Genomic DNA, 24910 nt, shown 5'->3' with positions numbered 1-24910 from the left:
TCTAGAAGCGGAAAGTGAGGTCGACGAGCAGACGCAGATCGGTCTCCCGATCGCCGTCATAGGGCCGGTTGATCACACTGAACAAACCGCCCACCTCGAACACGTCGTTCCAGGCATAACGCTGGCCGTAGCCGAGCAACGCCATGCCGCCGGTGCCGTGATCACGCTGGCTGTACGTACCCGCACCCGCCTGGAACTGCTGGCTCCAGGAGGTTTCGTAGCGGCGATAGAGCACGTGATTGACGTTGATCAGCGGCATCACACTGAAGTCGGATTTGGGGTTGAAGTACGGCACGTCATCGGATTTGGAGTTGTGACTGGTGCCGACTTCCAGGCCCGCATCGACTTGCACGTTCGGCGCGCTGTAGACGCCTTCGCGACCGGTGAGCAAGGCTTCGACGCGGTTGTTGCCATCACTGAAGTGCGACGGGCTCACCGACAGCCGCCACTCGCGGCTTTCGTTGGCGCGCCAGCGGATAAACCCGCTGCCACCGTTGGCGTTGATATCGCTGTTGAGCGCGCGCAACGGCGTTTGCGCCGACAGGTATTCGAGGCTGCCGCCGTACTGCCAGTTGTCATTGATGTCGCGGGCGATCGCCAGCCGCGCGCCCTGTTTGTCGCCGAAGCCATAATCGTGATTGGAGATTTCGGCTTCGAGGGTCATGTCGCGGGTGCGGCGCTCCAGACCGACGCGCTGGAAGCGGTGATGGCCGGTGCCTTCGGCGAAGTCGCCAGTGGCATAACCGGCACCGGCGAACACGCGCCAGTCCTCGTCTATCGGCGGGCTGTACAACGTCGTCTGGATACCGAAATCGCGACTGCCACTGACCGCTCCAGCATCACCGCTGCCACCGCCATTGGCCTTGCCGCCATAGGCTTCGACGCGCAGTTCGGACATGTCGTGGACTTCACGCTCACGAGCCAGACGCTGTGCCTGACGGTTGTCCGGATAACGCGCCACCACATCGTCGGTCAGCGCATCCATCTGCCGCCATTCCTGCAGCTGCATGGCGGTGCGGGCCTGAGCAACTTCCAGGCCCATGTCGCGCGGCACCATGCTTTCGGTGTCCTTGAGCTGGACTTCAGCGCGACGTGGCCAGTTGCGGGCCAGGTACAGATCGGCTTGAGCCAGGCGCAAACCAAGGTTGCCCGGCGCCTGATCGACCAGCGTCTGCAAACGCTCTTCGCCATGGGGCAGGTCGGCGCCATAGATACCGGCCTGCGCCGCGAGTTGCTGGGCGTCCATCCATTCATCGTTCGGGTTGCCTATTGGCAAGCCCTTGAGTTCCACGCGTGGACGCTGGGACCTGGCCAGGTCTTCGGCGACTTTGCGCGCTTCTTCGGCGCGGTCACTTTCCAGCAGCGAGTAATACAGCGCAGTGGTGTCCTCCAGACGATCACCGACATCGGCGTCCGGCGCCGACAGCACTTGGCGATACAGATCAGAGGCTATCTCTGGCTCACGCTGGTCCAGATAGGCTGCCGCCACCCAGCGCTGGGCGTAGGTGGGAATCTTCACACCTTCGGCTTGCAGCCTCTGGTATTCGCTGATGATGTCGGCGGTACGCGCCCGGGCCTTGAGCGCGCCCATGCGGTCGATGCGCCAGCGGGTCACGTCGTCTTTGGCGCTGGCGTCGGGCGTCCAGGTGGCGAGCAGTTTGTCGTAATCGGCCAAGGCACGATCGGCGATCACGTAGCGTTCTTTTTCGCTGCGGGTCGCGAGTTCAGCGAGGCGCACGCGTTCGGCAGCCAGATCGCCTTCAAGGCGGCGCAGGGTGACCGGATCGATCAGACCCGGACGCTGGTAGGCCAGGCGCAGTGCCGGTTCCGGCAGGCGCGCCTTTTGCAGCGCGACCACGTATTCGCGGGCGACTTCCGGTTTGTTACCAGCGCGGATGAAGGCCTGATCGTATTCGAACAGCGCGTCGTATTGCTTGCCGGCACGGCTAAGCGCGTAGCCCAGTGCCAAACGGCGCGAAGGATCATCAGGCTTGGCGGCGACCAGCGCTTTGGCGCGAGTTACGGCTTGATCGGGTTGGCCGGCGTCAGCCTGAGTCAGGGCCAGGCCCAGTTGCAGGTCGGCGTTGTCTGGCTCCAGGGCCAAGGCCTTGTTGTAGACCTGAGTCGCCTGATCCCAACGCTTGAGGTTGCGATACGCGCGAGCAGTGGCCGTCAGCGCCTGAATCGGCAGCACGCGGGCGCGGCCCTGGGTTTCATAGACCTGCACCACTTCGGCGTCGAGCCCGGCCCAACTGGCAATTTGCAGGTGATCACTGATCTGTCCGGTGGTCGCCTGACCCGGCGGCACCTGACGCAGCACCGTCAGCGCAGGCGTGGTTTGCCCGGCACGGGCGTCGCGCACCATCTCGTCATAGGGTGTATCGGCAAAAGCGAGTGCCGGCCAAAGTAATTGGCTGCACAACGCTACGCGGAACAAAGGGCGTAAACCACGATGCAATACGGGAACATCAATACGCGGCATTCGTCAGCATCCTTACATGGCTAGCCGGGTCGCAATGCCCTCCTTGCCCATTCGTAACGGAGCCAAGCCAACAACGGCTCGGCCAAGCTTGGTCAGGCAGTTTGCACGCAAGCGCGGAGCAAAATTCGGAACACAATAATTGTTCAGAATCGTGATGGCAGCTTGCTGCCGGAGCGCTGAAAACCCGAACACCAGACAGCAAAACGCCCGGCGTCTGTGCAAGACAGAGGCCGGGCGTTGCTATTAAGGACGCCGTATTACTGCACTTGCGTGACGCCCGCGAACTTGCTCATCAGGAAGGCGACGAACTGCTCGACGGTCATTTTCTGGCCGTTGAATTCCACCTGATTGGCGGCGTAATGCAGCTTGGTCACAACATTGGTGCCCTCCACGGTCGCCAACTGCGAACCGACGGCCATGCCGGAGAACATGTCGGCCGCACCGCTGGCCTGATCGACAATGGCTTTGGCGTCGGTCTGACCATCAAGCTGCGCCTGGACGCTGAGCAGATCGATCAGCATTGGCTTGGACACGACGATATTGAGATCGAGCAACGCGATCAGCTGTTTGGCCAGTTGATCCGGTGGCAGGTCCATCGATTGTGGCTTGGTCAGGTCGATCACCAGATTGGCGCGACTTTCACCATTGGCAGTTTTCAGCGAGAGGTTTTCCAGCGCCACTTGCGGACCGGCCGCCAGCAGCTTTTGCAGATCGGCTTTGACCTGAGCCGATTCGGCTTCGGTCAGGTTCAGCTCCGGCGCTGGCAGGCCTGCTTCTGCAGCTTCGGCAGCGGCTTTTTCGTAAGGCTGCAATTTGGTCTGATAGATCTGCATCAGCGACATTGTCGACGGGATGTCGAGGTTCTTCAGGCTGAATGCCAGGTTGGCCGAACCGATTTTCTTGTCGTTGAGGGTGACTTCGTCAACCTTGTAATCGGCGCGACCGGACGCATTGCTGCCGCTTTCTTCGGTGAGGTTCTTCATCTCGAAGCCCTTCACGCCGAGCACCGATTGCTTGGTGCCGAAGGTGGTTTTGCTGTTGGTCAGTTCCAGGGTGTTGGCGCCGGTGTAGTAGCCGAAGCTGCTCTTGGCGAGGTTGCTGGCCAGGGTCAGACCGTTGAGTTCGATCTGCACGGGCGCCTGGTCTTCAGCCACGGTGACCAGTTTCAGGCTGTCCATGTAACCGTCAGCCTTGACCTTTTGCGCTTGGGCGCTGGCGGAAATATTCATGGTCAGGCCGGAGAATTTCAGGCTCGATTGCGCATCCAGTGCGGTTTCCAGCGGCAGCAGGTCGATGGTGCTGGTGGTGGATTCGTCGTAGCCAATGTTGGTCACGCCTTTGAGCGGTGCTGCACCCTTGGTCGCAGCGAACCATTTTTCGGTGGCCGGGTTCTTTTCCAGCTCGTAGTTGCTGGTAGCCATGACCGGCAGCCACTTCAGCGACACCAGACGCGAGAACGGCAGCGGGCCGTGCTCGATGTGGTCGACAAACAGCAGTTCGACCGGCGCATCGCCAAACAACTCACCTTCACCTTTGAGGCGATAGTGCGCGGTGCTGGTGAACGTGTGGCGCTCCAGCGACACCAGTTCCAGCGACGCCGTGCCGTTGGAACCGGCCATCGCGGTTTGCAGTTCTTTATTGGCGTTGGTGACGGCGTTGTTCAGTACGCCTTCGATCTTGGTCCCGGTGTACCAGGCCCCGCCTGCGCTGATCGCGCCGATGGCAACAACAATTCCGAGTAGCACGCCTGCTGATTTATTCATGAATGACCTGATCGATTTCCGTGGCTGAAAGTGTGGTCGTCTTCCCTGAACCCGTGACCGGGTTACGGCTCGACTCCGCTTGAATTAGCGGTGCAGATTAGCACCGGGCGCGGGATACGGCCCAATGTTTAAAGGTGAAAGAGTGTCTATGGGGAGTGTGGACAGTGGGCAGGCTGGAAGAGTTTCGCTGTTTTTGCAGACGCCATCGCTGGCAAGCCAGCTCCCAGAGCCTTGGGTGATCACAAAACTTGTGAACACCACAAAAACCTGTGGGAGCTGGCTTGCCAGCGATGAGGCCAGGTGATTCACAGAAGATCAGGAATACTGAACCTCAATCTCATCTAACTGATGATCAAAGCTCTTCAGCCGTGCAGTCCAGGTATAAACCAGCACTTCAAAATTCCGATCAATCACCGCGCCACTCGGGCCATCGGCGCGCGGGTCGCAGTAATCCAGTTGATAGCGCTCACGGGCCATGGCCGTGGCGACATCGGACAGTTCACGGGCATTGTTTAGCCAATGCCAGCCCTCGTCGTCGAACTGCTTGTCGAGTTCCAGGCATTGCTTCTTCAGCGCTTCGAGGCTTTTTTCCAGCGGCGTGCCGGTGAGTTCGCCCATGACCTCGGCGAAGGTACGCCCGGGTTGCCAGTAGCTACCCCAGAAATACCGGTCGAACACGGTTTCGACCCGGCGCAGGGCGACTTTGGTGTCCCAGATCAGCACCAGGGTCTTGCCTCGTTCAAGCTGTCGTTTCTTGACTCGCTGAACCTGCAGGGACGCCCAGGCCACCACGACGATTGCCATCACCGCGATCAACGCCACAGCGCTGTCGAGGAAAATCATCGCCTTGTCGATCTGGTGGGCCAGCATGATGCCGTAGAAATAGGTGGCCGAGAGCAGCACCAGCGCTGCCAACGAGCACCAGAAGCCGAGAGCGTAAGGGTTTTTCATTATTGGTTTCCCCTAGACCAGCGCTAGCAATGTGCGCTGAAGGGACGCTTTTGCACGGGGCGCCCTTTCAACACTTCAAGCATAGCTACGGCGTCAGGGTTTGCTCGGGCTTGAGGCTTGCGTTCGTCCGCTTTCCCAACCGCCGCCGAGGGCGAGGAACAAATCGATCTGGCTCATGGCGACTTGAGTGTTGGCAGCGGCCAGTTGCGCAGTGACATCGGTGTAGGTGCGGGTCGCTTGCAGGTCGGCGAGGAACGATTCGCGGCCGGCCTGAAAGAAGCGGTGCGTCTGGTCTGCAGCCAGTTTCGCCGATTGCTCGGCATCGGCCAGTGCATCACGACGCTGCAACAAGGCAGTGTACTGAGCCAGACCCGTCTGGGTTTCGCGAATGGCGTTGAGCACCACGCCGTCGAAATGCGCCAACGCGCCTTGCGTAGACGCTTCGGCCTCGCGAATGCGCGCGCGGGCACCGTTGGTCGGCACCTTCCAGCTCAGCGACGGGCCGAAGCCCCAACGATTGGTCGATGGGTCGCCCAGGTCGTCGATAAGGCCGACGGTGCCGATCGTCGCGCCGATGCTGATGTCCGGGTACAACTCGCCGGTGGCAACACCGATCCCGGCGGTCGAAGCGGCCAGCCGCCGTTCGGCCTGACGGATATCAGGGCGGCGCTTGAGCAACGCGGCGCCATCACCGACCGGCACCAATTGCGCGATTTTTGGTAACTCGGCACAGGTCGCTGTGCCCGCCGGCAATTGCTCAACAGGTTTGGCCAGCAGCATCGACAAACGAAACAGTCCAGCCTGACGCGCCGCTTCATAACGTGGCAGGTCAGCGCGCAGAGATTTGAATTGGGTTTGCGAGCGGGTGACCTGGGTTTCGTCGCCACGTCCGGCATCGCGCAAGCGCTGGGTCAGCGTGGTGCTTTGCGCTTGCAGATCGATAGAGTGCTCTAAGATTTCCCGCTCCTCATTCGCCGCACACACCTGGGTGTAGGCGCGAACCACGTCAGCCACCAACGTGATCCGCGCAGTATCAGCGGCTGCCTGGGTGGCATCGGCGTTGGCCTTCGCACCTTCGATGCCGCGCTGCAAGGTGCCCCACAGATCGAATTGATAAGAAGCGCTGATGCCGATGTCGCCGACGTTATCGACCGGGACTTTTTCCGGAAGCAGGAATGCCTGACCGGATTCCTGCAAACGCTGCGCGCCCATTTTTACGCCAGCGCTCCAGCCACCCGCCGCTTCGGCCTCATCGACCTGCGCGCGAGCCCGCGCCAGGTTCGCCGCCGCCACGCGCAGATCCGTGTTGGAGGCCATGGCCTGCTGCACCAGTTGATCCAGTCGCGGGTCCTTATAAAGGCGCCACCAGTCAGCCGGCACCGGCGCCGAGACCACCGGTTTGCCGGCCACCGCCAGCTCGCCCTGAAAATCCTTGCGCTGGACGGCCGCTTCATCGGGCACCTGATAATCCGGCCCGACCATCTGACAGGCCGAGAGCATCACGCCCAACCCGGCGATCATCAGGGCCTTGTTCATTGCTCGGGCTCCTGTTTCCTGTCGTCAATAATCGACACCGTGGCGGTTCGCCCGGCGATCATGCGAAAGTCTGCCGGCACCTCATCGAAGGCGATGCGCACCGGAATTCGCTGCGCCAGCCGCACCCAACTGAACGCCGGGTTGACGTTTGGCAGCAGGTTGCTGCCGCTGCTGCGGTCGCGATCTTCGATGCCGGCGACGATACTTTCGACATGCCCGCGCAGCCGCGCACGGTCGCCAATCACACGGATATCCACCGACTGGCCGACATGAATGCCGTCGAGTTTGGTCTCTTCGAAATAGCCGTCGATGTGGAAGGAGTTGCTGTCGACCAGCGACAACACCGGACGCCCGGCGGTGACGAATTCCTGAGGCCGCGGCGCACGGTCGTTGACGTAGCCATCCACCGGGCTGCGAATTACCGAGCGATCAAGGTTGAGCTGAGCGCTGTCCACCGTCACCAGCGCTTCGGCCAGCGCCGATTGCGCACGGGCGACACGCGACTGGCTCGCTTCCAGTTGCTCGGCCGGCACCAGATTACCCAATCCACGGTTTCGCTTGGCTTCACGCTGCGCTTGCGCCAGGGTCTCTTCGCGATCCGCGACCGCGGCTTTGGCCTGACGCAGCGCCAGTTTGAAACGATCCTGGTCGATACTGAACAGCACCTGGCCACGCTTGATCAGTTGATTGTCCTTCACCTCGACCTGCTGGATCAGCCCGGAAACGTCCGGGGCGATCTGGATGATGTCGGCGCGAATGTGGCCGTCGCGGGTCCACGGCGCGAACATGTAATACATCACCATGCGCCAGACGAGGACAACGGCAAAAGTCACGATCAGCAGGGTCAGTACCACGCGACCGATGGTCAAAAACGGTTTTTTCATGTCATCAGGTATCGACTGAGTGAGTCCACGCCGTACAAAAGCACGGCGTAGAGCGCCACGTTGAACAATGCCCGGTGCCAGACCAGACGGTAAAAGTGCACACGCGTGAGCACGGCGTGCACCAGCAAAAACAGCACATAAGTGATGCCCATTAACACCAGCAGGGTCGGCAGGAAAATGCCGCTGATGTCCAGATCACCGATCATAGGGGCGCTCCATCGGGCAGCGGTTCTTCGGGCTCGGCGCTGGAAACGAATTCAACGCCAGGCAGCAATGCCAGACGCAAACCGCTCAGGGCGTGCAACAGGTGTAGCCGGGTTTCTTCGTCGCCGTGGCCATTGAGCGCACGGCGGGTGCGGTCCAGGGTCATCAGCAAAGGGCTCGGCGCCGGCAAGCGTTCGCCAGCCTTGAGGCAAGCGCGGAAATACCCGCCGACTTCGCTAACCACTTGCTGCAATAGTGCCTTCGGTAAGCCGGTCATCCTCGGTGTGTAAGCGATCAGGTCGAGCAGATTCAGGCCCACGCGCACTTCGCGCATGGCAATGCCGGTGTCCTGGCCAGTCAGCGCCAGACGCGGCAGGTGCTGCATCAGCCGATCAAGCAACTGCACGCCCAGCTTGCGGTGTTCAGCGAGACTGGCCGGCTCGGTCATGTCGACAATGTCTTTCCAACTGAAGCGGGTCAGTCGTTTGGCTGCCAACTCGGCACCGAACGGACGCGCCACCAGCGTCCAGATGAACGCGAACAGCAGGCCGATCGGCCCCGCCAGGTTGGAGTTCACGAAGGCAAAAAAGTCCGCATCGTAAGCACCCTGAATACTGATGAACGACGAGGTGTTAACCAGCGTCAGCAGCATGCCGAGGTAGAAACGCGGCTGTACCGTCAGGGTGCCAACGCAGATAAACGGCACGGCAAATGCCAATACCAGCATCGGAAAATCGTGCAGGTTCGGCAGAATCAAAAACAGATACAGGCTGGCGAACAGCACCGACATGCCGGTCCAGAAAAAGAACCGGTAAATCTGCGGCGCCGGGTCGTCCATCGAAGCGAAGAAGCTGCACGCGACCGCCGCCAGAATCACCGCACTGCCGCCATCCGGCCAGCCGAGCAGAATCCACAGCACCGAGGCGACGATGATCGCCAGAATGGTCGACGCCACCGAATAGAGCATCAGCCCACGGTCGATAAACGGCGTCAGGCGGCCGAGGCGCCAGTGGCGATAAACCGCGCGCCAGCTGTCTTGGCGCTCGCAGAGAATTGCGTCTTGCAGACTGCGGCAGTCTTGCCACAAATCGATGAATTCGCCGAGGCGATAAGTCGCGTTGGAAAACAGTAACTGCTTGCGGTCCTCAAGTGCTTCGGCGCTTGGCTGCAAGGCTTCGAGCTGATTCTTGAGTGCCTGCCAGCGGTCGAGATCGGCGTCGTTGTGGTCGAGCCATTCACGCGTTGCTGCCAACAACGGCGCGAATTTTTCCACCAGCTCCGGCGTGCGTCGTTCGAGGGCATAGAGCGAGTCTTCGAGGGCATCAATCACCGGCAACAGATGGATCATTCGCCCGCGCAGCTCCTTGGTGTTGCGCACGGTTTGCGGCCGCGCGCCTTCGTGCGGCAACTGGCCGATCATCAATTCAAGGCTATTGAAACTGGCAACCATCGCCATGCGCAGGGCCGTGATTTCTTCGGGCTGCACGTCGCGGCTGAGAAACCTCAGGCTGTAGGTCGACGCGTCGGCGAACCATTTGCCCACGGCATCGTTGAACACCGGCGCAAGACGACGTGGCCAGAACATCGCACCAACGACAGCGGCGACGGCAATGCCGAGGAAAATCTCTTCGGTACGCGCTTCCGCCACATCCCACACCGCCAACGGGTTATCTACCACTGGCAAGGCAATCAGCGGCAGCGTGTAACCGGCCAACATCAATGCGTAACTGTTGGCGGTACGTAAATGCAGCGACAGGAACAGCAAAATCCCCGTCCACAAGGCGATGACGACCACCAGCACAAAAGGGCTCTGGACGAACATCGGCACAAAAAACACCGCCGCCGCCGCACCGAGAAAAGTACCGATGGCGCGATACAACGCCTTGGAACTGGTCGGCCCCAGAAATGGGCTGGAAACGATGTACACCGTGGCCATCGCCCAATAGGGACGTGGCATTTGCATGAGCATGGCGATGTACAGCGCGAGCATCGACGCGGCAAACGTGCGGATCCCGTAGAACCAGTCACGGGCCGGCGGAATGCCAGTGAAAAAACCGTTCAAGAATTAACCACCACGGGCGGATGGGCCGCCTCAAAAGCTCTGAGTACCCTAAGCGTAGCCTCCAGATCACTCTGGTCGATGCCTTCGAGTACTTCGTGACGCAGACGCACCAGTTCGACTTCCACCGCTTGCACAAGCTCACGACCGGTGTCGGTCAGACTCAGGCACTTGGCGCGGCGATCCTGTGTGTCTTCGGTGCGGCAGACATAGCCGGCGTGGCACAACTGATCGAGCAGTCGCACCAGCGACGGACTCTCCATCCCGGCCGCCTGCGCCACTTGCACCTGGCGCACACCCTCGCCCAGCCGCCCGATCATCAATAACGGGACGGCGCAGGCTTCGGAGATTCCATAGTTGACCAGCGTGGTCTGGCAGATCTTCCGCCAATGCCTGGCGGCCACCACCATGGCACTGCTGATGTTCATCTGGAGAGCGTCGAGGGAATTTGGCACGGGAAAATAGACACTGTTAGTTTGCTAACTATCAATATCGCATTGGAGGGGAAATTCAGTCAAGTTTTGAAACAAATTGACCGTTCAACCATGGAGAAATGGATTGGCTGGATGTACTCAGCGTTTTTTTGCATTTTCATACACATTGCTGCGCTCGCGTTTGCCTACCGCAACGACGGAAACGACGACGCGCTCTTCGATTACTTGATAAACCAAACGGTAACCAGATGCCTTGAGTTTGATTTTGTAGCAATCAGTCATTCCGTGGAGCGCATCAGCCAATACTCTTGGCAGCATCAATCGCTCGGCGAGTTTCTTTTTGAATTGATCTCGAAGCGTATGACCGAGCTTGTTCCACTCTTTATGAGCAGATGGCAAAAATTCGAGCTTATAGGTCATCCAGGCTTACCGGTACGGGTGTCTCATGGCTGCGGGCACGCACGATTTCAGCCAACTCCAGATCATCGAGCCGCTCCATCATTGCCTCGTAAACATCAGCTGGCACCATGTAGCCCATGACGCGGTTATGGTTCAGAACGGCCACCGCTCCACCATGGGCGCCGCTCAGTACTGCAGATGGGTTTTTCTTCAGCTCGGAAACACTGACAGCCATATCGGCCAGAACGTTTTGCATAATTAAGACCTCATTTGAGGTCGTTATATTGGTCCAGTTTTAGATCACAGACAATCGTAAAAACGATAAGGCTACAAGCGGTCATCATTCAGTCATCCCTGCCGCCCCTTACGCAACAACACATTCAACTGATCCACCACTTCTGCCCAATCCGCATCATCGAGAATCTCGTCCCGCAAAAACTCCGCCTGGCTTTTGCTCCAGAAAAACGCGTCCGCCAGATGCAGCTCTGGTTTGAGGGGGGAATGGGTAGCGATGAATTGGTCGATGCTGACCGGGTCGTTGTCCAGGCCCAGTTGTTTGAATAGCGACGGGAGGCTGTGGTTTGGGTTTTCCATTGATGAATTCCTTGAATGACGCGGTGAGTGGAAGAATGTTCGCGAGCAGGCTCGCTCCCACAGGTTGAACTCGATCTCGGTGGGAGCGAGCCTGCTCGCGAAAGCGTCAGCGAGACCGGCACAAAACCTAACGACTCAACTCCCGCACCTGCGCATGGACTAACCCGCGCCGTCTCCAGGCTGCTGCGGTGGGCGACGATGTCATATTCCCATTACGCCCGGGCCAGGCTTCTTTGCACCTTTTTGGCCATTCGCATGATGCACCTCGGACTTGCGCTGGAGCGTTGTTGCCGTGTCTTTTGAGTCTAGTTCGACAGGCTGCAGGCGAGGGGAAATCCGCTCACCGGACACATCCGCACATTGATCAATATTCAGGCAACGCGAGGCTCAACTAGACTGAAAGAACCACCCAACGATTCTCGCGGAGGGTTACGTGAACAGCCGATATTGTGCGTTTGTCTGGTTACTCCTGCTGAGTGGGTCGGCCTTCGCCGCCGACACCTCATTGCCGCCGATGAGCCCTGTTGGTTTATGGCTGATCACCTTGGGTATCGTTTTTTTGATTGCCGAAGCCGTGCTGCCCAATTACGGCGTGATTGGCCTGGGCGGGATCATCATGTTCGTCATCGGCGCACTGATTCTGGGCAACGCCGACTTGCCGGTGCCCATGATGATCGGCCTCGGTCTGCTTAGCGCCCTGCTCTTGCTAGCGCTGATCATCCGCGCCTTGAAAACCCGGCCGCGACACGCGGTCAGTGGCGACGCCGGCCTGGTCGGCAGCGTGACGGCGGTGACAACCGTGCACGCGCAAAACCCGCATAACGGCTGGGTGCAACTGCAAGGCGAACACTGGCAGGTGCTCAGCACCACACCACTGCACACAGGGCAGTCGGTACGCGTGGTCGGGCGAAACGGCTTATTGCTGCAAGTCAGCGCGACTGACGCGGCTCAACACGGAGAGTGATCATGGGTCTGCAAATCGGTTTTGTTGCGCTGCTGTTGTTGGTGATCGTCCTGGCCGCATCGACGTTTCGCATCCTGCGTGAATACGAACGCGGGGTGGTATTTCAGCTCGGGCGTTTCTGGCAGGTCAAAGGCCCAGGGCTGATCCTGCTGATTCCGGTGGTGCAGCAAATGGTTCGGGTCGACCTGCGCACCGTGGTTCTCGATGTGCCGCCGCAGGACGTGATTACCCGCGACAACGTTTCGGTGAAGGTCAACGCGGTGCTGTATTTCCGCGTGCTCGACCCGCAGAAGGCCATCATCCAGGTCGAGGATTTCCTCTCCGCCACCAGCCAACTGGCGCAGACCACGCTGCGCGCCGTGCTCGGTAAACATGAACTGGATCAACTGCTGGCCGAGCGCGAGCAGTTGAACATCGACATCCAGCAAGTGCTCGACGCGCAAACCGATACCTGGGGCATCAAGGTCGCCAATGTCGAGATCAAACACGTCGACCTGAATGAGTCGATGGTGCGCGCCATTGCCAAACAAGCCGAGGCCGAACGTGAACGGCGGGCCAAGGTAATCCACGCCGAAGGCGAGCTGCAGGCCTCGGAAAAGCTCATGCAGGCCGCCGAAATGCTCGGCCGTCAGCCCGGTGCGATGCAGCTGCGCTACATGCAGACCTTGACCTCGATTGCTGGCGACAAGAGTTCGACGATTGTCTTCCCGCTACCGATTGAGTTGCTCAAGGGCATGGCGGACTTGTCGGGAAAATCCTGACGTCATCCCTCTATTGTGCGCCCTGGGTTTTTTGTCGACGGCTAAAGCCTTTTCTACGGATTACTGGTAGCAACTTCTGCGGGATACACCGACTCCCATCCTCCACCCAACGCCCGATACAACCCGACCATCGCCAGCGAAACCCCGGTCGAACTCTCCACCCATTGCTCCTGCGTTGCGAGCAACGCACCTTGCACAGTAAGCACATTGACGAAATCGGCCACGCCTTCGACGTATTGCTGTTGCGCGGTGCGCAGGGCGATCTGGTTCTGGCGTACGGCCTCGGCGAGGCTGTCGCGGCGGCGTTGGCTGGCGTTGTAGGCGGTCAGTTGATCGTCGATTTCGTGCCAGGCACGCAGCACGGTCTGCTGATAGCCGATCGCTGCTTCCTGTTGCTGGGCTTCGCGTAACTGCAATACACCGCGCAGGCGGCCGCCATCGAACAGCGGCAGGCTGAATTGCGGGCCGATGCCGAACGCACGCGAGCCCCACGAGCCGAAATCACTGAGCTGCATCGCTTGCGAACCGAGGTTGCCGGACAGGGTGATGCGCGGATAGAAATCACCCTTGGCCACACCGATGTTGGCGGTGGCGGCATGCAGTCGCGCTTCGGCTTGACGGATGTCCGGCCGGCGCTCAGCCAGTTGCGACGGCAGGCCGATAGCAACTTCGAGAGGCGACTGTGGCACCGCGGCGTCTGTGGATAATTCTTTATTCAGAGCCTGCGGTGGCTCACCTATCAACAGGCTGATCGCGTTGATCAGTTGCGACTGGCGCTGTTCGAGTGCAGGCAAGCGGGACTCGATGGCGGCGACTTGCGCAGCGGCTTCGGCGACGTCCAGATCGGTCGCCACGCCATCGTTGAAGCGCAGCTGCGAGAGCTTGAGGCTGTGGCGGGCGACGTCGAGATTCTGCTCGGTGACGGCACGAGTGTTCTGCACGCCGCGCAGCTGGATGTAGTTCTGCGCAGTGTCGGCGAGCACCGCCAACAGCACGCCGCGACGGTCGTTTTCGGCGACTTAGAGGTTGGCGTCGGCGGCTTCGGTTTGCCGGCGCACGCGGCCCCAGAAATCCAGTTCCCACGAGGCGGAGAAACCCGCGTCCCACAGGTTGAAGGCGGAATCGCCGTTGTGCCCGGACGGGTCATTCAGGCCTTCGCCGCTGTTGCGTTTGCGCCCGTAACTGCCGGTGGCGGCGGTATTCGGATAGCGCTCGGCAGTGATGACCTGACGTGCGGCACGGCTCTGTTGCAGGCGACTGCTGGCCAGTTTCAGGTCGAGGTTGCTGCTGACAGCGCGCTGGGTCAGGGCCGAGAGTTGCGGGTCGTTGAAGACTTCCCACCAGCGCTCGTTGAGGGGCTCGCTGACCGCTTGGCTGGGCGCGGATTTGGCTGGTTTTGCCCAGTTGGCGATTTGCGGGGCTTCGGGTTTGTGGAAGTCGGGGCCGACGGTGCAGGCGGTGAGGCCAGCAGCGATTACGACTGTGGATATCAATCGCTGCAAATTGCCTCTTCGCGAGCAGGCTCGCTCCCACAGGTGGACCGCATTGCACAATGTGGGAGCGAGCTTGCTCGCGAAGGCGTCGGTTCGGTCAACTCGATTCATCGCTGAGTCACCTCACGCACCGGAGTCGCCGACGTACGCGTATCAATACTCGCCTCCACCGACATACCCACCCGCAGGCGCTCGGCCAATGGCTGGCCCGGCTCGAGCATGATCTTCACCGGAATCCGCTGCACAACCTTGGTGAAGTTACCCGTGGCGTTGTCCGGTTTCACCGCCGCGAACGTCACGCCCGTGGCCGGAGCGATGCTTTCGACGCGCCCGGTCAGCGCTTCGCCACCCAGACTGTCAACGCGCACCTGCACTTCCTGTCCGGGCTGCACATCGGTCAGTTGCGTCTCCTGAAAATTGGCGACCACATAAGCCTGCTTCAACGGCACCACTGCCAGCAGTTTGCTGCCCGGTGTCACATAAGCGCCGACACGCACGGCACGTTCGCCGACCATGCCATCCTGCGGCGCGGTAATGCGTGTGTAGGACAGTTCGAAACTGGCGATTTCCAGTGCCGCTTGTGCATGTTTCAAACTGCCTTCGGCGGCATCACGCTGGGCGGCGAGGATGTCGATCTGCTTGCGCTCCGCCGCCAGTTTTGCGCTGGCCGTGTCAAGACGCGCACTGGCTTGATCGATGCGGGTGCGGGCCTGTTGCGCGTTCTGCACGGTACCGGCGCCGACACCGGCGAGGTGGTTGTAGCGATTCAATTCCTGCCGGGCGAAGGCCATTTCAGCCTTGGCCGACACCACCGAAGCTTGCGCCTGAGCGATCACCGAAGTCTGACGCTCCAGCGTCGCCTTGGCGTTCTGCAACTGCGCCCGGGCGACCAGGGTTTGCGCATCCGCCGCCTCGGCAGAAGCGCGCAAATCGCGATCATCGATCAACGCCAGCAACTGCCCCGCCGTCACTTGCTGGTTGTCTTCCACCAGCACTTCCTTGATGAATCCGGCCACGCGCGGCACCACCAGGGTGTAATCGGCGGAAACGAACGCGTCGTTAGTGTTCTGCTGAGTGCGTTTGCCGAACAGGCCGGGCATCGCCAGATACACCAGCACGCCAACAGCCAACGCGGCCGCCAGGGCCACCGCGAGTTTTTGCTTTGCTTGAGTCATGGAAACCTTCATTTTCAGTACAGCAATCAGGTCGGCGCGCGCGGTGGAAAGATCCGCGTCGGCAGCCAGAAAATCAGCAGGATCAGCGTCACTGCGACGCCCGCCATGCACACATAGAGATCGGAAGACGTCAGCACCACCGCTTGTTCGTGGAGGCGATGGGCGAGGCCTGGATCGCTGCGGTCGGCCAGAGGCGAATTGCCGAGGCTGTCGACCAGCATGGTCGAGTGAAAATGCAGACGCGATGTGGTCAGCGCTTCGATCACTCCTGTGGCGACTACCGCCGCCAGGCCCTTCACGGTGTTGAACCACGCTGAAGCAAACGGCCCGTCCATGGGCTGGATGCTGCCGGTCGATAGCATCAGCAGCGGCAGTACCGACATCGGCTGGCCAAAAATCTGCAGCCATTGCAGGACATAGAAATTGTCGCGAATCCACTCCGAAGTCAGCAGCGACCCACCCAGACAGGACAGCGTCAGCATGCTCAAACCCATCCCCAGCACCCAACGGCAATCGACCCAGCGCAGGTTGCACAGGGCCGCCACCAGCGGCAGCGCGATCAACTGCGGCAACGCCGCGATCAGCATGATCGGCGCGGTCTGCACCGGCCGATAACCCTGCACTTGCGCCAGATAGCTCGACGGAATCAACACCACTGCTTGCAGCACGATCAACACGCCAGCCAGGGTCATCAGCGCGAACGCCAGGTTGCGGATACCGAGCATCTGCAACTTGAAAAACGGAATTGGCTGCGACCACTCGTTGATCAGAAACGCCACCAGCAGCAGCGATCCCGAGATCAGCAACGCGCTGATCAGGTTCGATTCGAACCAGTCCAGCCGATTGCCCTGCAACAGGCCGATCACCAACATGCAGATCGCCGGAAAGCCCAGCAGCAGGCCCTTCCAGTTAAACGCCTTGAGACGCTCAAGGCGCAGTGGATCCTGCGGGATGCCGTAAGCCACCATCACCATGGCAACCAGGCACGGCACGATGATTTGCCAGAACGTCCATTGCCAGCCGACGTACTCGGTCCACAATCCGGCCAGCGGTGTACCCAGGCCCGGGCCAAAAGTGGCGGTCAGTGCATAACCGGCCAGGCCATAGAGTTTGAAATTGGCCGGCAGGAAGCGCAGCGCAACAGTCATCAGCATCGGCGGCAACGCGCCGCCCGCCAACCCTTGCAAAGTGCGCATCAGCAGCAGGCTTTCGTAATTCGGGGCGAACGGACAGAGCAACCCGAGCAAGGTGAACAGGCTGATCGCGCAGAGGGTGAAACGGCGCAACGAGAAGGTCACCGAGCACCACGGCGCGAAGGCCATGGCCGCGACCGAGGTGGCGGTGTAACTGGCAACCAGCCAGGTACCTTCGTCGTAACCAATATTCAACGCGCCGCGAATGTCGGCCAGGGCAACCTTGGTCACCATCTCGTTAAGGCCCGACACCAGCACCGCCAGCAGCACGCCGACCAGCCCGATGATGATCCGCGCCCCGAACACCGGGGGCGTGACCGCCGTCGCCGGGCTGGCCGCAGCAAGAGGCGCCGGGACCGTCAGGGATGTCATGAGTGCAAACTCCGGAGGGAAAAATACCGGAGCATCTTAGTCGGGCTTAGTGCTGACGAAAATTGACTTGTTGGCAGGTTATAAATGCGTCTGACGCAACAATTCACCCTGTGGGAGCGGGCTTGCCCGCGATAGCGGAGGGTCAGTCAGTGAGGATGGTTTGGCCGCCGGCATCATCGCGGGCAAGCCCGCTCCCACAGGGATTTATGGTGCCTGCTAAAGCTAGGGTTGGGCAGCGAGCCAGGTTTCGTCGCAGCAACTCTTGAGGGTTTCGCGCAACCAGCGGTGTGCCGGATCCTTGTCAAAACGCGGGTGCCAGGCCTGGGTCAGCATCAGTGTCGGCAGCGGAATCGGCAGGTCGAATGAGCGCAGTTTCAATCCCAATCGCCGCACACTCAGCAGCGCTTCCTTGGGCACCGGCAGGATCAGGTCAGAGTCCGGCAAAGCGAACATCGCCGCATGGAAACTCGGCGCGATCACCGCCACTCGGCGCTCCAGGCCCAAGGCGTTCAACGCCGTGTCGATGGGTCCGCGGGCAATGCCGCGGCGCGACATGCTGATATGGGAGAACCCGGCGTAGCGCTCGGCGGTGATTTCGCCATCGAGCAGTGGATGATCCTCGCGCACCAGACCGACGAAGTGGGTGGAGAACAGATTCTGTACTTTCACTTCCGGGGTCACCGGCCGAGTGTTGCTGACGCTCAGATCGATGCGCCCCTCGCGCAGCGCTTCATCGTCGCCATCGCCTTCCGGGACGAAGCGCAGTTCGCAGTGCGGCGCAACCTGGTCGAGGGTGTCGAAGAGCTTGCCGCCGTAAACGCCGACAAAAAAGTCATTGGCGCGGATGCTGAAGCGCCGGCGCAAGGTGCTCAGTTCCACTTCGTCAGCCGAACGGAACAACAGCGCAGCCTGCTCGACGACATCGCGCACCTGCTCGCGCAACTCCAACGCTTTCGGGGTTGGCACCAGCCCCCGACCGGCGCGCACCAGAATCGGGTCGCCGATGGCTTCACGGATCCGCGTCAAGGTCCGGCTCATCGCCGCAGGGCTGAGGTTCATCCGCCGCGCGGCACCGACCACGCTGCCCTCGTCGAGCAAGGCGTCGAGGGCGACCAGCAGGTTCATATCCGGGAGTTGCATGCTGAGCACTCGTGGCCGATCTGGATTGATCTGTGCGCAATGCTAGCAAACATCCCTGAAGTTGGTTGGCGCGTGTCTGGACGGGATGGTGAGTGACGGTTTTTGTCACTTATTGGCGAAACGGGGTGATTTCAATGACGCCATCGCTGGCAAGCCAGCTCCCACAGGTCCCGATGTTGAACACATAATCGTGTTCCAACCGAGAACCCTATGGGAGCTGGCTTGCCAGCGATGTGGCCAGTAAAGCCAATAGATATCTACCGTTCGTGCAACGCCTCGGCCCGCGCGCGAATGATCGGCTTGAGCAGATAACTCAACACCGACTTCTTGCCGGTGATGATATCCACCGACGCCACCATGCCCGGGATGATCAACAGCGGCTTCTCATCGGTGCCCAAGTGGCTGCGCTCGGTGCGCACCTTGATGATGTAGTAGGTGGTTTTCTTGTCTTCGTCGGTGATGGTGTCGGCGCCGATCTGCTCAAGCTGGGCTTTCAGTCCGCCGTAAATGGTGTAGTCGTAGGCGGTGAATTTCACGATCGCCTCCTGCCCCGGGTGCAGGAATGCGATGTCCTGCGGGCGGATCTTGGCTTCGACCAGCAACGTGTCGTCCAGCGGTACGATTTCCACCATGTCGCTGCCCGGCTGAATCACGCCACCGATGGTGTTGACCAGCAATTTGTTGACGATGCCGCGCACCGGCGATGTCACCAGCGTACGGCTGACGCGGTCTTCCAGTGCCTTGCCGGTGGCCTGCGCCTTGTTCAGATCAGTGCGCGCTTCGTTCAACTGAGTGAGCGCTTCGCTGCGGAATTTGCCGCGCGTCTCATCAATCTTGCGCTGCACTTCCTTGATCGCCGACTCGGCGCGTGGAATTGCCAACGTGGTGGCGTCGAGCTGACCACGGGTTTCCACTTCGGCACGCTTGAGGCGCAGCACTTCAACCGGAGACACCGCGCCCTGCGCCACCAGCGGCTCGGACATATTGATTTCCTGACGCTGCAAATTCAGCTGCTGGCGATACTGCGCCTGCTTGGAGCTGAACTCGCGCAGCTCTTGTTGACGCTGGATCAACTGCTCCTGCAGGCCACCTATCTCGTCGTGCAGTTGCTGACGACGGCTGATATACAACGATTCTTCACTTTTCGCCTGACCGGGAACGGCTTTGACCACGTCCTCCGGGAAATTCAGTGGACGGTCATCGACCTCGGCGCTCAGGCGTTCGACGCGCAGCAGCATCGACTGCCGATCGGCCTCGGTTTCGCCGACGTTGGAGGCGAATCGCGTGTCATCAAGGCGAATAAGCGGTGCACCGGCTTCGACGATCTGGCCTTCTTTGACGAACAGCTCGGAAACGATCCCACCCTCGAGGTTCTGGATTTTCTGGATCTTCGACGATGGAATCGCCTTGCCGTCGCCCTTGGTCACTTCGTCGATCACGGCAAAATTGGCCCAGAGCATGAGGAACACGAAAAAGCCGATAATCGCCCAGATGGTCAGGCGCACGACGCGCGGGGCGTCCTCGATCAGCGCCTTGTTGACCTCTGGTAGAGGCTGGCCCTGCAGCGATGCGGTGCCTTTGAAGTAGCGACGGATCGAATCCTTGAAACCCGACTTAAGCAACACTGATCTGCCCCTTCTTCAACGCTTCCATCACCGCAGCTTTCGGGCCGTCGGCGAGAATCTGCCCGCGATCGATCACCAACAGTCGATCCACCAGCGACAACAGGGAGGCCCGGTGCGTGACGAGCACCACGGTCTTGTTTTCAATCACCGCTGCGAGGCGTTGCTTGAGGCGTTCTTCGCCGGTGTTGTCCATCGCGCTGGTCGGCTCGTCCATCAGCAGGATCGGCGGATTGAGCAACAGCGCCCGGGCCAGCGCGACGTTCTGGCGCTGACCGCCGGACAGGTTTTGCCCGCGCTCACCCACTTGCAGTTCGTAGCCTTGCGGGTGCAGGCGGGCGAATTCGTGGACACCGGCCAGTTCGGCGGCTTGCAGCACGAGCTCGTCTTCGACATAACGCGCGCCGGAAACCAGGTTGTCACGCAAGGTGCCGGCCAGTAGCTGGATGTCCTGCGGCACGTAGCCGATGTTGTAGCGCAACTCGCTGACGTCGATCTGGCGGATATCAACGCCGTCCACCAGCAATGCGCCGTCGTCCGGCTGGTAGAGGCCAACCAGCAGTTTGGCGAGCGAACTCTTACCCGAGCCGCTGCGGCCGATGATGCCGATTTTCTCGCCGGGACGGATCACCAGGTTGATGTTCTTCAACGCCGGGTTTTGTTGTTCGGGGTAGGTGAAGTTGAGCTGACGGCACTCGATGGCGCCTTGCAGGACCTTGCGGCTCAGCGGGCGCTCTTCGAAATTGCGTTCCTGCGGCAGCTCCATCATCTGGTCCACCGATGTCATCGTCACCCGCGCCTGCTGGTAGCGGGTCAGCAAACCCGACAGCGAAGCCAGCGGGCTGAGTGCGCGACCGCTGAGCATGTAGCAGGCGATCAGACCGCCCATGCTCAGGTTGCCGGCGATGATCTGGTAAACGCCGAAGACGATCATGATCACCCCGGCCAGTTGCTGAATCAGCAGGGTGATGTTCATCGCCAGACCGGACAGCATTTTCACCCGCAGTTCGAGTCGGCTGAGGGTGCCGATGGTCTGTTCCCACTGGTATTGGCGTTCGCTTTCGGCGTTGTTGACCTTGACCGCGTCGAGGCCGGCGAGGGTTTCGATCAGGCTCGACTGACGCTCTGCACCGAGGGCCATGGTGCGTTCCATGGTTGCCACCAGCGGCTTTTGCAGCGCGTAACCAATCAGCAGGGCTATCGGGAATGCCAGCACCGGAATCCACACCAGATGCCCGCCGAGAATGGCGATGACGATGAAGATCAGGATGGTGAACGGCAGGTCGATCAGGCTGGTCAGGGTCAGCGAGGCGAGGAAATCGCGCAGGCTCTGAAACTCATGGATGTTCTGCGCGAAGCTGCCGACCCGCGCCGGGCGATACTTCATCGACATGCCAACGATGCGTTCGAACAGCGTGGCGGAGATGATCAGGTCGGTTTTCTTCCCGGCCAGATCCAGACACAGGCTGCGCAGGCTCTTGAGGATCAGGTCGAACATGTAAGCGCCGATGATGCCCAGCGCGAGCACCCACAGGGTGGCTTCGGCCTGGTTCGGCACGACGCGGTCGTAGACGTTCATCACGAACAGCGGCGCGGCCATGGCGATGATGTTGATCAGGAAACTGGCGGCGATCGCGTCGGCGTACAGCCAGCGCGAACGCTTGAGGGTGTCGCGGAACCACGAGCGTGCACGCGGGATCAGCGTGCCGTGGTTAACGTCGAATTTGTGCTGCGGTTGAGCGAAGAAGACCTTGCCGGTGTAGTCGTCGGCCAGCAGTTCGCGACTGACCACGGATTCGCCGCCGTCGCTTTCGCTGAGCAGCACCCGCGCTTCATTGTCACCTTGCCAGCCGAGCAGGACGGCACTGCGGCCATCCTTGAGCAGCAGCAACGCGGGCATGGCAATCGCTGGAATCTCTTCCAGCTTGCGCTGCAAAACCCGCCCTTGCAGACCGGCGCGAGCCGCCGCGCGGGGCAGCAACTCGACACTCAGACGTTGTTTGGGCAGCGGCAGGCCGGTCGTCAGCATCGCCGCGCTGGCGGGCTTCTGGTGCAGCATGCAAAGGGCGAGCAGACCGTCCAGCAACGGATCGTCGTGCAACGCGCGTGGATCATGACTGAGATGAACTCGACTGACTTCTGATTCCACGCTCGACACTCTTTGACAGTTGAAAGGGATAACTCAATTCATCCCAGGCAGCTGAACCTTGGGCTTCACGTCGTTCTGCACAACGGATGCCAACGGCGCGACCACTCCCTGGCTTCTGAGCAACTCGCCCATGGTCGCCTTGATTCGATACTGAGTAAATAACTGAATGTTTTTGATTTCAGCCAGACGCCGCGAAGCGGTGAACAACTCATTTTCGCTGTCGAGCAAATCGAGCAGGGTACGCTCGCCAAGGCTGAACTGACGCTGGTAAGCCGTGCGCACCGAGGTGCTGTGATCGACGTACTGCTGCGCGATCGGCACCTGAGCGTTGGCGTTGTTCAGGGCATTCCAGGCCAAGCCAAGTTCTTCGTTCAGCTGACGCAGGGCGTTGTTGCGGATGTCCAGGGCCTGGTTCGACAGGTACGACTTGGACTCCAGATCGGCCTTGTTGCTGCCGCCCGAATAGAGGTTGAAACGCATGCGCAACATGGCCTGCCATTCGTTGTTGTGGCCGTTCTGACCGTCGAGATCATTGTCGGCGGTACGCCCCAGCTCAGCGTCAAAGCGTGGGTAGAAGGTCGACTTGGCGGTTGCGTACTGCTTCTCGGCAGCGGCGATATCAGACTCGGCCGACCGCAGGATCGGGCTGTTCTCCAGCATCTGCTGACGCGCTTCATTGAGGCTGGCCGGCATCATTGCCATGAACGGCGCCGGACGCTCCAGTTGGTCAGGCATCTGGCCAACGGCGCTGAGGAAATTGGTTTCCGAATCGGCGAGGTTGGTCTGCTCGGTGATCAAGTTATTGCGCGCCTGGGCCATCCGCGCTTCGGCCTGATCAAGGTCGGCGCCGCTGCCGACGCCACGCTGGGTGCGCAACTGGATCTGGTCGTAGATGCGCTGATGGCTCTTGAGGTTGTCCTCGGCCAGACGCACGAATTCACGACGGGTCAGTACATCCAGATAAACCTGGGCGACGGTCAGCGCAGTGCGCTCTGACGTACCGAGCAGCGAGTAGGCGCGGGAGCTGACGTTGGCTTGTTGACGCGCGACTTCGTTGGACGTCGCAAAACCGTCAAAGACCATTTGCGAGAGACGTAAACTTGACTCGCTACGGTTCAGGGTTTCCCAGTGATTGCCGCCGCCATTGGCCCGGGTGGTCACGCTGTCGGTGCCTTCACGGCCATAACCGCCCAGCAGATCGACCTTGGGCAGGTATCCACCTTTCGCGGCCTTTAATTGATAATCCGCGGCCAATCGACTGTTGACCCCTGCCTGGATTTCCGGATGGACATCCATGGCCTGCTGCATGGCTTCTGGTAAGGATTGTGCTTGTACGAATGAGGCGGCGAGGGCGAAGGGTAGAGCCTTGAGCAATTGCGAACGCATGGTAAAAATTTCCCAGAACTTCTTGTCTTGAATCACAGCTAAACGTGCTGCTGCGTCGGATGATTGGCGACTGGATTGACCGTATGTCGGAAAGTTCAAAACAGGAACTGGTTCACATGCAAAAGGACAGGTCGCCGCGGAATATCAATGTGACATTAGTGGGACGATTGTTTAGGATGGCACCCAGAAGGTCAATAGTTTGGCATAAAGTTAATATCGAAAGATTATAGCCAAATTATTGACGATTAGACGCGTCAAAACTTTTTCCGCACATTTTTAAAGTACGTCCAGACTGAATTGGCATCCATGCCTTCAGGTTCATGGAAGTCAACTGAACGTGACACCCGGAGAGTCTTCAATGAGCAGTGTTGTTGCCATCGTCAAAAGCATTGTTGGTCAGGTATTCGTGGTGTCCCCAGAGGGCGTACGCCGCGTGCTCGTTGAAGGCGACCGACTGTTTGTCGGCGATCAGATCGACACCGGTCTTTCCGGCGCTGTAACGCTTGAATTGGCTGATGGCCGCACCCTGGATCTGGGTCGTGAAACCCAATGGAGCGCCAGCGCGCCCGACTCCAGCACTGACCTGTCCGAAGCCACCGCGCAGGCTGCGCCGTCTGTAGAAGAACTGCAGCAGGCCATCGCCGCCGGTGTCGACCCGACTACCGCACTCGAAGCCACCGCTGCCGGCCCAAGCGCCGCAGGTACGGGTGGTGCAGCCGGCGGCGGTCATAGTTTCGTGATGCTCGACGCCACGGCGGGTCGCGTTGATCCGACTATTGGTTTCCCGACGGCGGGCATCAATTCGGCCGGTCAGGCTGCACAGAACATCACCGGGGGCCAGAACACCGACACCACGACGACTGCCCTGCGTGATTCGACCCTGAGCCTCAGCGCAACGCCGACCATCACCGAAGCCGGCGGCGTGCTGGTGTACACCGCGACCCTGACTCAGGCGCCGCTCACCGACCTGACCATCACCCTGTCCAACGGCTCGGTGATTGTGATTCCGGCCGGCTCGACCACCGGTACCGTCAACGTACCGCTGGCACCGAACGACTCGGTTTATAACGACCCGACCCAGATCGACGTGACCGTCACCGGCACCACCGGCGGCAACGGCATCACCGTGACGCCGCCGACCACACCGGCCACGACTCAGGTTACCGACACCATCGACACCACCACCGTCACTCTGACGACGGCGCCGAACGTCACCGAAGGCGGCCAGATCACCTACACCGCGACCCTGACCAACCCGGCGCAAACGCCGGTCACCGTCACCTTGTCGAACGGCTCGACCATCACCATCGGCGCAGGCCAGACCACCGGCACCGTCAACGTGCCGACCG

20 protein-coding genes and 1 pseudogene are annotated in these 24910 nt (G+C 60.4%); 3 read left to right on the top strand and 18 right to left on the bottom strand.

Features of this window, described 5'->3' with window-relative positions:
• Position 1: 1 nt before the first annotated feature.
• The 11 genes from pgaA to IEQ42_RS04960 all read right to left on the bottom strand — a co-directional run bounded on the left by pgaA (position 2) and on the right by IEQ42_RS04960 (position 11306).
• Positions 2 to 2482: a poly-beta-1,6 N-acetyl-D-glucosamine export porin PgaA gene (pgaA, locus tag IEQ42_RS05010; protein ID WP_210702762.1), complete on the bottom strand. Its 2481-nt coding sequence runs from the start codon at positions 2480 to 2482 to the stop codon at positions 2 to 4.
• A 257-nt stretch (positions 2483 to 2739) separates the two neighbouring features.
• A complete protein-coding gene (locus IEQ42_RS05005; protein WP_115146086.1) occupies positions 2740 to 4245 on the bottom strand; it encodes a YdgA family protein in 1506 nt (501 codons plus the stop codon).
• A gap of 315 nt (positions 4246 to 4560) precedes the next feature.
• Complete coding sequence (locus tag IEQ42_RS05000) at positions 4561 to 5196, bottom strand: NADH:ubiquinone oxidoreductase subunit N (protein ID WP_210702761.1); 636 nt, start codon at positions 5194 to 5196, stop codon at positions 4561 to 4563.
• Positions 5197 to 5289: 93 nt separating this feature from the next.
• Entirely contained in the window at positions 5290 to 6732 is a 1443-nt protein-coding gene (locus IEQ42_RS04995) for an efflux transporter outer membrane subunit (RefSeq protein WP_210702760.1), read from the bottom strand.
• Positions 6729 to 7616: an efflux RND transporter periplasmic adaptor subunit gene (locus IEQ42_RS04990; protein ID WP_047299245.1), complete on the bottom strand. Its 888-nt coding sequence runs from the start codon at positions 7614 to 7616 to the stop codon at positions 6729 to 6731. Before IEQ42_RS04990 ends, IEQ42_RS04995 begins: the two co-directional genes overlap by 4 nt.
• Positions 7613 to 7822 carry a DUF1656 domain-containing protein gene (locus IEQ42_RS04985; protein WP_007917703.1) on the bottom strand — a complete coding sequence of 70 codons (210 nt, stop codon included), beginning with the start codon at positions 7820 to 7822 and terminating at the stop codon, positions 7613 to 7615. Before IEQ42_RS04985 ends, IEQ42_RS04990 begins: the two co-directional genes overlap by 4 nt.
• Positions 7819 to 9882, bottom strand: coding sequence for an FUSC family protein (locus IEQ42_RS04980; RefSeq protein ID WP_210702759.1), 2064 nt, complete (start codon positions 9880 to 9882; stop codon positions 7819 to 7821). Before IEQ42_RS04980 ends, IEQ42_RS04985 begins: the two co-directional genes overlap by 4 nt.
• Positions 9879 to 10307 (bottom strand): MarR family winged helix-turn-helix transcriptional regulator, encoded by a 429-nt coding sequence (locus IEQ42_RS04975; RefSeq protein ID WP_042557041.1) that lies wholly within the window; start codon positions 10305 to 10307, stop codon positions 9879 to 9881. The genes IEQ42_RS04980 and IEQ42_RS04975 overlap by 4 nt, the downstream gene beginning before the upstream one ends.
• Positions 10308 to 10451: 144 nt before the next feature.
• On the bottom strand, positions 10452 to 10733 hold the full coding sequence (locus IEQ42_RS04970; protein ID WP_210702758.1) for a type II toxin-antitoxin system RelE family toxin: 282 nt from the start codon (positions 10731 to 10733) through the stop codon (positions 10452 to 10454).
• On the bottom strand, positions 10723 to 10968 hold the full coding sequence (locus IEQ42_RS04965) for a type II toxin-antitoxin system Phd/YefM family antitoxin (RefSeq protein ID WP_150603970.1): 246 nt from the start codon (positions 10966 to 10968) through the stop codon (positions 10723 to 10725). Before IEQ42_RS04965 ends, IEQ42_RS04970 begins: the two co-directional genes overlap by 11 nt.
• A 92-nt stretch (positions 10969 to 11060) precedes the next feature.
• A complete protein-coding gene (locus IEQ42_RS04960; protein WP_047299243.1) occupies positions 11061 to 11306 on the bottom strand; it encodes a DUF2789 domain-containing protein in 246 nt (81 codons plus the stop codon).
• 433 nt (positions 11307 to 11739) lie between these two features.
• On the opposite strand from IEQ42_RS04960, the gene IEQ42_RS04955 reads away from it, so the two are divergent.
• On the top strand, positions 11740 to 12270 hold the full coding sequence (locus IEQ42_RS04955; RefSeq protein ID WP_210702757.1) for an NfeD family protein: 531 nt from the start codon (positions 11740 to 11742) through the stop codon (positions 12268 to 12270).
• A gap of 2 nt (positions 12271 to 12272) precedes the next feature.
• Positions 12273 to 13031 carry a slipin family protein gene (locus IEQ42_RS04950; RefSeq protein ID WP_215729561.1) on the top strand — a complete coding sequence of 253 codons (759 nt, stop codon included), beginning with the start codon at positions 12273 to 12275 and terminating at the stop codon, positions 13029 to 13031.
• A 53-nt stretch (positions 13032 to 13084) separates the two neighbouring features.
• Here the strand turns inward: IEQ42_RS04950 and IEQ42_RS04945 are convergent.
• From IEQ42_RS04945 to IEQ42_RS04915, 7 genes and pseudogenes are all read right to left on the bottom strand, one after another.
• A pseudogene (locus tag IEQ42_RS04945) lies at positions 13085 to 14635 on the bottom strand (efflux transporter outer membrane subunit).
• On the bottom strand, positions 14632 to 15699 hold the full coding sequence (locus IEQ42_RS04940; protein WP_210702756.1) for an HlyD family secretion protein: 1068 nt from the start codon (positions 15697 to 15699) through the stop codon (positions 14632 to 14634). The pseudogene IEQ42_RS04945 and the gene IEQ42_RS04940 overlap by 4 nt, the downstream one beginning before the upstream one ends.
• Positions 15700 to 15725: 26 nt before the next feature.
• A complete protein-coding gene (locus IEQ42_RS04935) occupies positions 15726 to 17264 on the bottom strand; it encodes an MFS transporter (protein ID WP_210702755.1) in 1539 nt (512 codons plus the stop codon).
• A 222-nt stretch (positions 17265 to 17486) separates the two neighbouring features.
• Entirely contained in the window at positions 17487 to 18404 is a 918-nt protein-coding gene (locus IEQ42_RS04930; RefSeq protein ID WP_042557033.1) for a LysR family transcriptional regulator, read from the bottom strand.
• Positions 18405 to 18661: 257 nt separating this feature from the next.
• Positions 18662 to 20029 carry an HlyD family type I secretion periplasmic adaptor subunit gene (locus IEQ42_RS04925; RefSeq protein WP_210702754.1) on the bottom strand — a complete coding sequence of 456 codons (1368 nt, stop codon included), beginning with the start codon at positions 20027 to 20029 and terminating at the stop codon, positions 18662 to 18664.
• Complete coding sequence (locus tag IEQ42_RS04920) at positions 20019 to 22175, bottom strand: type I secretion system permease/ATPase (RefSeq protein ID WP_210702753.1); 2157 nt, start codon at positions 22173 to 22175, stop codon at positions 20019 to 20021. Before IEQ42_RS04920 ends, IEQ42_RS04925 begins: the two co-directional genes overlap by 11 nt.
• Before the next feature lie 33 nt (positions 22176 to 22208).
• On the bottom strand, positions 22209 to 23561 hold the full coding sequence (locus tag IEQ42_RS04915) for a TolC family outer membrane protein (RefSeq protein ID WP_210702752.1): 1353 nt from the start codon (positions 23559 to 23561) through the stop codon (positions 22209 to 22211).
• Between the two features lie 358 nt (positions 23562 to 23919).
• On the opposite strand from IEQ42_RS04915, the gene IEQ42_RS04910 reads away from it, so the two are divergent.
• A partial coding sequence (locus tag IEQ42_RS04910; RefSeq protein WP_210702751.1) for a retention module-containing protein occupies positions 23920 to 24910 on the top strand: 991 nt, incomplete at its 3' end.

It is taken from the genome of Pseudomonas iridis (genome assembly GCF_017980685.1).
GTDB classification, from domain to species: Bacteria; Pseudomonadota; Gammaproteobacteria; order Pseudomonadales; family Pseudomonadaceae; genus Aquipseudomonas; species Aquipseudomonas iridis.
Note: the sequence above shows the minus strand (reverse complement) of the source record. Positions and strands in the feature narration are given on the sequence as shown.